This window comes from Pantoea sp. CTOTU50773 (assembly GCF_032082325.1).
Classification (GTDB): domain Bacteria; phylum Pseudomonadota; class Gammaproteobacteria; order Enterobacterales; family Enterobacteriaceae; genus Pantoea; species Pantoea communis.
On the sequence record NZ_DAMDQC010000137.1, the window covers coordinates 1 to 11,609 of the forward strand.

The 11,609-nt window shown below is 53.9% G+C and carries 14 protein-coding genes and 2 pseudogenes; 12 read left to right on the forward strand and 4 right to left on the reverse strand.

What is annotated here, in order from left to right:
* The 5 genes and pseudogenes from RT340_RS17950 to trpA form a co-directional block, all read left to right on the forward strand.
* The coding region (locus tag RT340_RS17950) for a chorismate-binding protein (RefSeq protein WP_313377412.1) at window positions 1–403 on the forward strand (403 nt) is incomplete at its 5' end.
* Window positions 403–1,996: pseudogene (gene trpD, locus RT340_RS17955) on the forward strand (bifunctional anthranilate synthase glutamate amidotransferase component TrpG/anthranilate phosphoribosyltransferase TrpD). The gene RT340_RS17950 and the pseudogene trpD, both read left to right, overlap by 1 nt.
* A gap of 1 nt (window position 1,997) precedes the next feature.
* Complete coding sequence (gene trpCF / locus RT340_RS17960) at window positions 1,998–3,365, forward strand: bifunctional indole-3-glycerol-phosphate synthase TrpC/phosphoribosylanthranilate isomerase TrpF (RefSeq protein ID WP_313377413.1); 1,368 nt, start codon at window positions 1,998–2,000, stop codon at window positions 3,363–3,365.
* 45 nt (window positions 3,366–3,410) lie between these two features.
* Window positions 3,411–4,604 (forward strand): tryptophan synthase subunit beta, encoded by a 1,194-nt coding sequence (gene trpB / locus RT340_RS17965; protein WP_045814391.1) that lies wholly within the window; start codon window positions 3,411–3,413, stop codon window positions 4,602–4,604.
* Window positions 4,604–5,407 carry a tryptophan synthase subunit alpha gene (gene trpA / locus RT340_RS17970; RefSeq protein WP_313377414.1) on the forward strand — a complete coding sequence of 268 codons (804 nt, stop codon included), beginning with the start codon at window positions 4,604–4,606 and terminating at the stop codon, window positions 5,405–5,407. Before trpB ends, trpA begins: the two co-directional genes overlap by 1 nt.
* Window positions 5,408–5,451: 44 nt before the next feature.
* On the opposite strand, the gene RT340_RS17975 is transcribed toward trpA, so the two are convergent.
* Window positions 5,452–5,889: a hypothetical protein gene (locus RT340_RS17975; protein WP_313377415.1), complete on the reverse strand. Its 438-nt coding sequence runs from the start codon at window positions 5,887–5,889 to the stop codon at window positions 5,452–5,454.
* 249 nt (window positions 5,890–6,138) lie between these two features.
* Between RT340_RS17975 and RT340_RS17980 the strand changes: the two genes are divergently transcribed.
* Window positions 6,139–6,453 (forward strand): BON domain-containing protein, encoded by a 315-nt coding sequence (locus tag RT340_RS17980; RefSeq protein WP_034828856.1) that lies wholly within the window; start codon window positions 6,139–6,141, stop codon window positions 6,451–6,453.
* 60 nt (window positions 6,454–6,513) lie between these two features.
* Here RT340_RS17980 and ompW read toward each other — a convergent pair whose 3' ends face one another.
* The gene (gene ompW / locus RT340_RS17985; RefSeq protein WP_097116991.1) at window positions 6,514–7,146 is read right to left on the reverse strand and encodes an outer membrane protein OmpW; all 633 of its coding nucleotides are present in this window, start codon (window positions 7,144–7,146) and stop codon (window positions 6,514–6,516) included.
* Between the two features lie 340 nt (window positions 7,147–7,486).
* Between ompW and RT340_RS17990 the strand changes: the two genes are divergently transcribed.
* Genes RT340_RS17990 through yciA form a run of 3 tightly spaced genes read left to right on the forward strand, consistent with a single transcriptional unit; the run spans window position 7,487 to window position 9,290 of the window.
* On the forward strand, window positions 7,487–8,221 hold the full coding sequence (locus tag RT340_RS17990) for a YciC family protein (protein ID WP_034828852.1): 735 nt from the start codon (window positions 7,487–7,489) through the stop codon (window positions 8,219–8,221).
* Between the two features lie 59 nt (window positions 8,222–8,280).
* Window positions 8,281–8,820: a septation protein A gene (locus RT340_RS17995; protein ID WP_313377416.1), complete on the forward strand. Its 540-nt coding sequence runs from the start codon at window positions 8,281–8,283 to the stop codon at window positions 8,818–8,820.
* 53 nt (window positions 8,821–8,873) lie between these two features.
* Window positions 8,874–9,290 (forward strand): acyl-CoA thioester hydrolase YciA, encoded by a 417-nt coding sequence (gene yciA / locus RT340_RS18000; RefSeq protein ID WP_097116990.1) that lies wholly within the window; start codon window positions 8,874–8,876, stop codon window positions 9,288–9,290.
* A gap of 53 nt (window positions 9,291–9,343) precedes the next feature.
* Here yciA and tonB read toward each other — a convergent pair whose 3' ends face one another.
* Window positions 9,344–10,066: a TonB system transport protein TonB gene (gene tonB / locus RT340_RS18005; protein WP_200570156.1), complete on the reverse strand. Its 723-nt coding sequence runs from the start codon at window positions 10,064–10,066 to the stop codon at window positions 9,344–9,346.
* 205 nt (window positions 10,067–10,271) lie between these two features.
* Between tonB and RT340_RS18010 the strand changes: the two genes are divergently transcribed.
* Entirely contained in the window at window positions 10,272–10,568 is a 297-nt protein-coding gene (locus tag RT340_RS18010; protein ID WP_034828845.1) for a YciI family protein, read from the forward strand.
* 3 nt (window positions 10,569–10,571) lie between these two features.
* Entirely contained in the window at window positions 10,572–10,742 is a 171-nt protein-coding gene (locus RT340_RS18015) for a hypothetical protein (RefSeq protein WP_166936081.1), read from the forward strand.
* A 16-nt stretch (window positions 10,743–10,758) separates the two neighbouring features.
* Here the strand turns inward: RT340_RS18015 and RT340_RS18020 are convergent, their stop codons facing one another.
* Complete coding sequence (locus tag RT340_RS18020; protein WP_097117257.1) at window positions 10,759–10,932, reverse strand: YciY family protein; 174 nt, start codon at window positions 10,930–10,932, stop codon at window positions 10,759–10,761.
* Between the two features lie 163 nt (window positions 10,933–11,095).
* On the opposite strand from RT340_RS18020, the pseudogene clsA reads away from it, so the two are divergent.
* A pseudogene (gene clsA, locus RT340_RS18025) lies at window positions 11,096–11,609 on the forward strand (cardiolipin synthase ClsA); the annotation flags it as partial.

Genomic DNA, 11,609 nt, shown 5'->3' on the forward strand with positions numbered 1-11,609 from the left:
GACCAAAGTCGACCGTTACTCTTTCGTGATGCATCTGGTCTCTCGCGTGGTTGGCCCGCTGCGTGACGATCTTGATGTCCTGCACGCCTATCGCGCCTGCATGAACATGGGCACCTTGAGCGGCGCGCCAAAAGTGCGTGCCATGCAGTTGATTGCTGAGAAAGAAGGCACGCGTCGCGGCAGCTACGGCGGTGCGGTCGGCTATTTCACTGCACACGGCGATCTGGATACCTGCATCGTGATTCGTTCCGCTTGGGTGGAAGATGGTGTTGCAACCGTCCAAGCCGGTGCCGGTGTGGTACTGGATTCTCAGCCTCAGGCTGAAGCGGATGAAAGCCGCAATAAAGCGCGCGCGGTATTACGTGCCATCGCCACAGCCCATCATTGCAAGGAGATTTTCTGATGGCCGATATCCTGTTGCTCGATAACATCGACTCCTTTACCTATAACCTCGTTGATCAGCTGCGCACCTTTGGTCACAACGTGGTGATTTACCGCAATAACGTGCCGGCTGAAGTGCTGATTGAACGACTGCAGCAGATGGAAAATCCGGTGCTGATGCTGTCGCCAGGCCCCGGCGCGCCGAAAGATGCCGGCTGCATGCCTGCGTTACTGCAAGCACTGCGTGGTCGTCTGCCGATTATCGGCATCTGCCTCGGTCATCAGGCGATTGTTGAGGCTTATGGTGGTCATGTAGGCCAGGCCGGTGAGATTCTGCACGGCAAAGCCTCTTCGATTAATCACGACGGTGAAGCGATGTTTAGCGGCCTGAGCAATCCGCTGCCGGTGGCCCGTTATCACTCGCTGGTGGGCAGCAATACGCCTGCCGAATTGACCGTTAACGCCAGCTACAACGGCATGGTAATGGCCGTTCGCCATGATGCCGACCGTGTGTGTGGCTTCCAGTTCCACCCCGAATCCATTCTCACCACCCAGGGCGCACGTTTGTTAGAGCAAACGCTGGCCTGGGCGTTGGCGAAATAATAGGGAGATTATGATGCAAACTATTCTGGAAAAACTTTACCAGGCACAAACCCTGAGCCAGGCGGAAAGCCATCAGCTATTTAGCGCCATTATTAAAGGTCAGCTCGAGCCGACCCAACTAGCCGCTGCGCTGATTGCAATGAAAGTCCGTGGCGAGCGCCCGGAAGAGATCGCGGGTGCCGCTACGGCACTGCTGGAAGATGCGAAACCGTTCCCGCGTCCGGATTACACTTTCGCCGATATCGTTGGCACCGGCGGTGACGGCAGTAACAGCATTAACATCTCCACTGCCAGCGCCTTTGTCGCCGCAACCTGTGGGCTGAAAGTGGCCAAGCACGGCAATCGTAGCGTGTCGAGCAAATCCGGCTCGTCCGATCTGCTGGCGGCTTTTGGTATCGATCTGGATATGCCCGCTGAAAAAGCGCGTAAGGCACTGGACGATCTTAACGTCTGCTTCCTGTTCGCGCCGCAATATCACAGCGGATTCCGTCACGCGATGCCAGTGCGTCAACAGTTAAAAACCCGCACCTTGTTTAACGTGCTGGGCCCCTTGATCAACCCGGCGCGACCCCCACTGGCGGTTATCGGCGTGTACAGTCCGGAACTGGTGCTGCCGATTGCCCAAACCCTGAAGGTGCTTGGCTATCAGCGTGCGGCAGTGGTGCATGGCGGCGGGATGGATGAAGTGGCGTTGCACAGTGCGACTCAGGTCGCTGAGCTGCGTGACGGTGAAATCACCAGTTATCAGCTGACGCCTGAAGACTTCGGTTTTGGCTTCCATGATAAAGAAGCCCTGGCGGGCGGCACGCCGGAAGAAAACCGTGACATTCTGGCGCGTTTGCTCCAGGGTAAAGGCCAGCCAGCCCATGAGCAGGCCGTTGCGGTGAACGTCGCAATGTTGCTGAAAGTATTCGGAAATGAAGATTTGCGCGACAACGCTCAGCGCGCCATCACCGCAATTCGCAGTGGTCAGGCTTACGAGCGCGTTGTTGCTCTGGCAGCGAGAGGATGAGATGAGTATCAAGGGCACCGTTTTAGAGAAAATTGTTCAGGATAAAGCCGTCTGGGTTGAAGCACGCAAGGCACAGCAGCCGCTGGCGACCTTCCAGAACAGCTTGCAGCCTGCAGGACGCCACTTTTACGATGCGCTACGTGGCACGCGCACCGTGTTCATCCTGGAATGCAAAAAAGCCTCCCCGTCGAAGGGTTTGATTCGCGAAGATTTTGATCCTGCGACCATCGCCGGCGTTTATCGTCATCACGCCTCGGCCGTTTCCGTCTTAACTGACGAGAAGTATTTCCAGGGTGATTTTGAGTTTCTGCCGATCGTCAGTGCCGCGATTACTCAACCGGTGCTGTGCAAAGACTTCATTATCGATCCCTACCAAATCTACCTGGCGCGCCACTATCAGGCCGATGCCATCCTGCTGATGCTGTCGGTTCTGGATGATGAGCAATATCGTCAGCTCGCCGCCGTGGCGCATAGCCTGAAAATGGGCGTACTGACTGAAGTCAGTAATGAAGAAGAACTGGAGCGTGCGATTGCGCTGGAAGCTAAAGTGGTCGGTATCAATAACCGCGACTTGCGCGACCTATCGATTGATCTGAATCGCTCCCGTCAACTGGCACCACGTTTAAGCCACGGTGTGACGGTCATCAGCGAATCGGGCATCCATAACTATGCGCAGGTGCGTGAGCTGAGCCACTTCGCCAACGGCTTCCTGATTGGCTCCGCACTGATGGAAGAAGCCGATCTGAATGCTGGCGTGCGTCGCGTATTGCTCGGTGACAACAAAGTCTGCGGCCTGACCCGGCCTGACGATGCACGCATTGCGCACGAAGCGGGCGCGATTTATGGCGGTGTGATTTTCGCCGAAGGTTCACCGCGTGAAGTCAGTGAAGAACAAGCACAAAACGTCATAGCGGCTGCGCCACTTAAGTATGTCGGCGTATTCCGCAATAACTCTGTAAGTGACATTGTCACGCATGCCAGTTCACTCAAACTTTCCGCTGTGCAACTGCATGGTGATGAAGATCAGGCGTTCGTCGCAGAACTGCGCAGCGCCCTGCCAGAAGAGGTGAAAATTTGGAAGGCGCTGAGCATTAGCGGCAGCCTTCCAGCCCGCGATTGGCCGCATGTGGAGCGTTACGTGTTTGATAATGGCCAGGGCGGCAGCGGACAGCGATTCGACTGGTCACTGCTGCAGGGTGAAGATCTCAGCAACGTGCTGCTGGCCGGCGGATTAAGCGCCGACAACTGCGTGGAGGCTGCACAACTGGGCTGCGCCGGACTGGACTTTAACTCTGGCGTTGAATCCGCACCCGGCATCAAAGATGCCAGTAAAGTCGCGGCGGTATTCCGCACGCTGCGCGCCTATTAATTTCGCTCGCCCGCCGATGCGCGGGCCGCATAAGGAAGATGAGAGATGACGACGTTATTGAATCCCTACTTTGGCGAGTTTGGCGGTCAATATGTACCGCAGATTCTGATGCCCGCTCTGCGCCAGTTGGAAAGCGCCTTTGTCGAAGCGCAGCGCGATCCAGAATTTCAGGCTGAATTTACCGATCTGTTGAAAAACTATGCTGGCCGTCCCACCGCATTAACGCTTTGCAGCAATCTGACCAAAGGCACAAAAACCCGCCTGTATCTGAAGCGTGAAGATTTGCTGCACGGCGGTGCACATAAAACCAACCAGGTGTTGGGCCAGGCGCTGCTCGCCAAGCGCATGGGCAAAAATGAAATTATCGCTGAGACCGGAGCCGGGCAGCATGGCGTGGCTTCAGCGCTGGCGTGCGCGCTGCTGGGCATGAAGTGTCGCATTTATATGGGCGCAAAAGACGTCGAACGTCAGTCACCTAACGTGTTCCGTATGCGTTTGATGGGCGCGGAAGTGATTCCGGTGCACAGTGGTTCGGCCACGCTGAAAGATGCCTGTAACGAGGCGCTGCGTGACTGGTCTGGCAGCTACGAAACCGCGCACTATATGCTCGGTACGGCGGCGGGTCCGCATCCCTTCCCGACTATTGTGCGTGAGTTCCAGCGCATGATTGGCGAAGAAACCAAAGCGCAGATTCTGGAGCGTGAAGGTCGTCTGCCGGATGCAGTGCTGGCCTGTGTGGGTGGCGGTTCAAATGCCATCGGCATGTTCGCTGACTTTATTGATGACACCAGCGTCGGTCTGATCGGCGTTGAACCTGCGGGTCACGGCATCGAAACCGGGGAACACGGCGCGCCACTCAAGCACGGTCGCGTCGGTATCTACTTCGGCATGAAAGCGCCAATGATGCAGACTGAGGAAGGCCAGATCGAAGAATCCTATTCGATCTCAGCCGGCCTCGATTTCCCTTCTGTTGGCCCACAGCACGCCCATCTCAACAGCATTGGTCGCGCCGAGTATGTGTCGATTACCGATGATGAAGCGCTGTCAGCGTTCAAAGAGTTGTGTCGTGCAGAAGGCATTATTCCGGCTCTGGAATCCTCTCATGCTCTGGCGCACGCCTTGAAAATGATCCGCGAGAACCCAGAGAAAGAGCAGTTGCTGGTGGTTAACCTGTCCGGTCGCGGCGACAAAGACATCTTCACCGTTCACGATATTTTGAAAGCTAAGGGAGAGATCTGATGGAACGTTATAATCAGCTGTTTCAACGTCTGTCGGCGAAGAACGAAGGCGCATTTGTTCCTTTCGTCACCCTTGGCGACCCGACCCCTGAACTGTCACTGAAGATCATCGATACATTGGTAGCAGGCGGAGCCGATGCGTTAGAGCTGGGCATTCCGTTCTCCGATCCGCTGGCGGATGGCCCAACGATTCAGGGGGCAACCCTACGTGCCTTCGCGGCGGGTACCACTGTCGCGCAGTGTTTCGAGATCCTTGCCGCCGTGCGCCAGAAGTATCCTGAACTGCCGATGGGGCTGTTGATGTACGCTAATCTGGTGTTCAGCAAAGGTATCGACAACTTCTACGCACAATGTGAAGCCGTCGGCGTTGATTCCGTTCTGGTGGCGGATGTACCGGTTGTAGAGTCTGCACCGTTCCGTCAGGCTGCGATGCGACATAACGTTGCACCCAGCTTCATCTGCCCGCCGAATGCAGATGATAATTTGCTGCGGGAGATTGCCTCACACGGTCGCGGTTATACCTATCTGCTGTCGCGCGCGGGCGTGACGGGTGCAGAAAATCGGGCCAGCGAGCCGCTGAATCATTTGATTGAGAAGCTGAGCGAATATCATGCTGCACCACCGTTGCAGGGATTTGGTATCTCAGAAGCAAGCCAGGTGAGAGAAGCCATCGCGGCAGGCGCAGCGGGTGCAATTTCGGGATCAGCTATTGTGAAGATCATCGAACGTAACCAGAACGATCCCGACACGCTGTTAGCGGAACTGAAAGCGTTTGTCAGCGATCTGAAAGCTGGCACGCGCTAAATCTTAAGACCTTATTCGCAGTTGCGAATAAGGTCTTCTCCTGATTATTCCAGCCTGAACGTTTGCTCATCTCCCGAACCATCAGGATATCTCAGCTTCATCGTCAGCATGTCGCTTCTTATTTGCCACGTCAGCTTCTCGTCTTCTGCCCCCTCACGCCAACGTCCACTGCTATCTGGATTATCTGACATCAAGATAACGCTCTCGCCCTGGACCCGGCAGCGCACGGCCCAGCGTGATTGATCGGAGGGCCGGATATAGTGCACCCACGCCACGCCCTGCTCATCCACCTTATCCAGCTGCATAATTTTGAAGCTGCGACCAAAGCTCAGCGCGGTAGCCGCTTTGCACAGGGTCCCCAGGTGTGGATTGATCAACGGTTCTGCCTGCGCGCTGGGCACTGGCAAAATTTGTGAAGCAAATAGCTGGAGGTAGGACAGATAGCTAATCGTCGCTATCGCCAGAATGGCACGCTTTTTCATTATTGTTTTCCCTGCCTGATGCTTAAATTTGCACTTGTCGGCTTATCGTCTTGTTGTTTTATTATTCGTTTTGCCCTGCTTTTTTAGCTTACCGTTTGCCTTGCTGCCGTCATTGGATCAATAAGTGGTAAAAATCGCGTATTTCCATCTTTTTCACCCCAGGCGATTTGCCGATTTGCAAAGCGCATACCACAATTAATCTCACCGTCTCGTCGCGGTGAAACACCATCTAAGACAGGGAGATAACCAATGAATTTTTTCAAAGTCGTTGCAGGATTATTAATGGCTGCGGTCATGGCGATCACACTTAGCGCCTGTGCACCAACAGCAACAAAGGAAGGAACCGGGGGCTATATCGATGATACGGTGATCACCACCAAGGTTAAGGCACAGTTGTTGAATGACGACTCGCTGAAATCCACCGAAATCAACGTCGAAACCTTTAAAGGAAAAGTTCAGTTAAGCGGCTTTGTCAGCTCACCGCAGATGGCGAACCGTGCAGTGACGGTGACCCGCAGCGTGGCAGGGGTTAAATCTGTGGTTAACAATATGCAGATTAAGTAATAGCGTATCGATACTGCAGCGGGCGGCCTTTGGGTCGCCCGTTGTGTTTCAGCGGGTGCCTCAGAAACGGTAACCCACACCAAAGAAGAACACCCACGGATCGATGCGCGTGTTGATATTCTGTTGTTCACCGTTGGCTTTAAATTTCACTTCAGTATCGATGTCCATGTACCACAGCGATGCGTTCAGCATCCAGTCGCGGTTGATTTGATAATCCATCCCCACCTGACCCGCCACACCCCAGGAATCTTTGACGCTTAAATCACTTAAGCCCGCGTCCTGGCCGGTTTGATTAAATTTGGCATCGTAGAACGTGGTGTAGTTGATACCTACGCCAACATATGGGCGCACCGGGCTGCGGCTATCGAAGAAATAATACTGTGCCATCAGCGTCGGCGGCAGCTGGCGCACGGTAGCCAGATTTCCGGTGGCACCAAGACCAACCTTGTGACGGAACGGTGTCGCCGCCAGCAGCTCCACACCGATGTTGTCTGTCGCCATGTAGGTGAAGGTCAAGCCTAGTTGGGTGTCGTTACTCACGTTAAAGCCGCCCATACCCAGCACATTGTCAGAGCCTTCGGTTGGACGAACAGTCGCGCTACCGGCACGCATGAAAAAATCCCCCGCCTGATGAGCCAGTGCCAGTTGCGGGATAGCCAGAGCCATGAGCAATGCGCATTTTGCCAGTTTCATAATCACTCCTTTGCAGAAAAGTAAGGTCTTAATCGGGATCGCGGCACAAGATCTAACCCTTTTTCGGTAAAAGATCATCTGCATCAATTCAAATTAATCACTTAAAAAACAATGAATTGATTCAGATCAATTTTCGGCATTGCGCGCCTGAAAGAAAAAACGCTGAGGAGGTTTTGAGGGCAGATGAAGAGGCTTTGCTGCTTTTATGAACCGGGTACGAACTTTAATTCCCCATTCTTTACCAGAGATGACACAAAGTTATGGTCTTGCGGGTGCCCGCCAGCCCACAGAACATGTACAATCGCCGGGTTAATTAACCCGGTTCCATCAAGGAGAGTACATGTCTATCACGGCAAGCTCGTTATACCGTGACACAGGAAATTTTCTGCGTCATCAGCTGGTTACTATTGTGCTGATGGCGTTGTTGACGTCGTTCATTACGGTGATTGTCGGTCATGCATTAACCCCAGGCGAAGACCAGTTATCCCTGCTTAGCCAGGCTGACGACAGCGCGACATCACTGTTTGAATTGGTACAGAATATGTCACCGGATCAGCAGCGCATCCTGCTGCGCGCTTCCGCAGCCGGCACCTTTGCCGCGCTGATCGGCAACACGCTGCTGCTGGGCGGTATGCTGTGCCTGATCCCGCTGGTCTCCAATGGCCAACGCGTGAGTGCCCTGCGAGCAATCGGTGCCTCCGCGCCACTGCTGCCGAAACTGCTGCTGCAGACCTTCCTGATTACCTTGCTGGTGCAAATTGGCTTTATGGTATTGATGGTGCCTGGCGTGATTCTGGCGATTCTGCTGTCACTGGCACCGGTAATGCTGGTCAGCGAGAAAATGGGTGTGATTGGCGCGATGCGCGCCAGTATGAAACTGGCATGGAAGAACATGAAAGTCATCGCCCCTGCCATTGTGCTGTGGTTGCTGGCGAAGATTGTGCTGATGTTCCTCATCTCATCACTCACAGTGCTGCCGGTGAACATCGCGTCGGTGGTGATGAACGCGCTGGGTAATCTGGTCTCCGCGATTCTGATTATCTATTTGTACCGACTGTATATGCTGTTACGTTAACAGCGATGGCGCTCTGCGGAGCGCCTTTATTGAACGCTCCTGCCCTAACTGGAAACGCTATGAAGCAGTTACTCGATTTTCTTCCCCTGGTAGTTTTCTTCATCTTCTACAAGCTGTACGACATCTTTGTCGCTTCTGGTGCCCTGATTGTCTCCACGGGCCTGGCGTTGGTGGTCAGCTGGGTGCTGTATCGTAAACTGGAAAAGATGACCCTCTTCACCTTCGCACTGGTGACGGTATTCGGCACGTTGACGCTGGTGTTCCATAACGATGAGTTCATCAAATGGAAGGTCACCGTGATCTATTCCCTGTTCGCGTTGGCACTGCTCTACAGCCAGTTCTTTATGGAACAGCCGCTGATTCAACGCATGCTCGGCAAAGAGCTGCAGTTGCCCGGTGTTGTGTGGCGTCGATTGAATATTGCCTGGGCCATCTTCTTCTTCGTCTGCGGCCTGGTAAATATCTATGTTGCGTTTTGGTTATCACAAGAGTTTTGGGTTAACTTTAAAGTGTTTGGTCTGACCGGCCTGACCCTACTGTTTACTCTGTTTAGCGGCGTGTACATCTGGCGACAGATGCCGCAACAAGAACAAAAATAAGCTACTCCGCCCGACAATGTCGGGCTTCTCTTCACCTGCAGAAGAACTGAGCAATGGACGAAAAACATAAATTGCCGCAAGGCGAAATGGTCTCGCGCACCCTGGCGATGCCAGCGGATACCAATGCCAATGGTGATATTTTTGGCGGCTGGTTGATGTCACAGATGGATATGGGCGGCGCTATCATGGCCAAGGAGATCGCTGAAGGTCGTGTGGTCACCGTACGCGTTGATGGTATGTCGTTCCTGAAACCGGTAGCCGTGGGCGATGTCGTGAGCTGCTATGCGCGTTGCATACGTACCGGCAACAGTTCGATGACCATCAATGTAGAAGTGTGGATCAAGAAGGTTTCGTCTGAGCCAATCGGTCAAACGTATTGCGCCACTGAAGCGGTATTTGTTTACGTTGCCGTGGATAACAGCGGGAAATCCCGTCCGCTGCCACCTGGCAAAGCCAATCTTGCCGTTTAACAGCGATAAAAAAAGCGGTCAATGACCGCTTTTTCTTTGCCTTCAACCCAGGCTTACTCGATGTTAGCGCCGCCGTTGATGCGGAACACGATGTTCATGGTCAGTCCTTTTCCTGGACGACCCGGCTGATAACGCCACTTTTTCATCGCCTGCTTCACTTCACGCTCGAACATGTTGCGCGGTTCGGCTGACAGAACTTCCACATTATCGACACGACCGTCGCTATCCACATCAAACTGCACGCGTACACGGCCTTCCACGCGTAATGCAAACGCACGCGCCGGATAGGCAGGTTTGCTCACGTTCATCGCCTTAGGCCCGTCAGAGACGGTTTGCGTTGGCGCTGGGTTACTCTTCGGTGCCGTGGTCGGACGCGTCTGAGTGGTCGGGATATCCTGCTTGACCGGATTCTCCTGCGGCTTCACTTCCTTACGTGGCTTCGGCTCGACCTTTTTCTCTACCTTCGGCTTAGGTTTTGGCTTGGGCTTTGGTTCAGGTTTCGGAATCGGCACCGGCTCGACTTTAGGCGGCTCGGGTGCAACCTCCGGCTCAGGTTCGGGCTCTGGCGGCGGCGGCGTCACCACCGCGGGGGCCGGTTCTGGCTGCACTTCAGGTGCCACCATGGTCACGCTGATTGGCTGGGATGCTTTCGGAACCTCAATGGTCTGATGAAACGATGCATAGAGAATGCCCGCAATCAGCGAGCCGTGGAGTACCACGGACAAGATCATAGCTACGGGGGTACGTGTAGGAAGAGGCGTAGTCAACGTCGTCATATCAGTCATATTCATTGAGTGAAGCGCAGATTTTAAATGCAAATAGCAATCAGTTTCAATAAGCGATGTGTAAGCCACTCGCAGAAAGGCGTTTTTTAGCGGGGATTGCGCTATATGACGGTGGATTTATCTTTCATTTGCACTCTGATTAACGATCACTTAACGTGTCTCGCAATTTCGGCAAGTCTAACGGGAGTACCCCATCGTGCTTTACGTCATTTATGCGGAAGATACCGCAGATTCACTGGAAAAACGCAATTCCGTACGCCCTGCGCATCTCGCGCGCTTGCAGTTACTGCAGGATGAAGGTCGGCTGATCGCCGCTGGCCCAATGCCTGCTGTCGATAGCAACGATCCGGGTCCGGCAGGCTTTACCGGTTCAGTGATCATTGCCGAGTTTTCCTCGCTGGAAACCGCACAATCCTGGGCTAATGACGACCCGTACATTGCCGCTGGGGTGTATGAGAAAGTGGCGGTCAAACCGTTCAAGCGCGTATTTTAATCGATGTGGCAGTCTGTTTTACTGCTGGTAGCGGTGTTAACGCTGATTGGCAGAGCACTCTGGATTTGGCGTCAGCAAGGCTGGCGCCAGGCCCGGCAGCACATTGTGATGTTAGTCGTGCTGGCGGCCGCATTACAGATCGTCAATGTCTCTCTGGTGTTACGCGGCGCTTAACGGCCGCGTAAGCCATTTACATATTCTGCGTGATGAACAGGATAGATCGGCGATGCTGCTGCGCCACCTGATGACGAATGGCATGGATACGTTTATAGCGACGTGACTGCCCTTCCAGCCAACGTGCACGACGGCGGTGTACCTGACGTAACATTCTCCAGCGTGCCACTTCATTTCTGCTTCGTCTCATCACATCCTCATCAGACAGGCTAAACTCGCCAGGCATTATAAAGATCTGATTGAAAATGCCAAATCGAAAGCTTCATTGAACTGTCATTCACGATTAAAGGTTTCACTAGTGCTATTCAGCACGTAAACTTTCCTCATCAAAGCGCGAACAGGATGTCCACTTAATGACTACATTTTATACCCTAATCAGTTGGTTGCTGCTGTTCGGCTACTGGTTGCTGATTGCGGGTGTCACGCTGCGTATCCTGATGAAACGCCGCGCAGTCACGTCCGCCATGGCCTGGTTGCTGATCATCTATATTCTGCCGCTGGTGGGTATTATCGCGTATCTGTCGTTTGGTGAACTTCATCTGGGCAAACGCCGGGCTGAGCGCGCACGCACCATGTGGCCCTCCACCGCCAAGTGGCTTAACGACCTCAAACAGTGCCGCCATATCTTTGCCACCGAACACAGTGACGTGGCACGTTCATTATTTGAACTCTGTCACCATCGTCAGGGCATTGCGGGTGTCAAAGGTAATCAGCTACAGCTGCTCACTAACTCTGATGATGTGATGCACGCGTTGATTCGTGATATCCAACTGGCTCGGCACAACATCGAGATGGTGTTTTACATCTGGCATCCGGGCGGCCTGGCGGATGAGGTCGCGGAGTCACTAATGGCGGCTTCACGCCGGG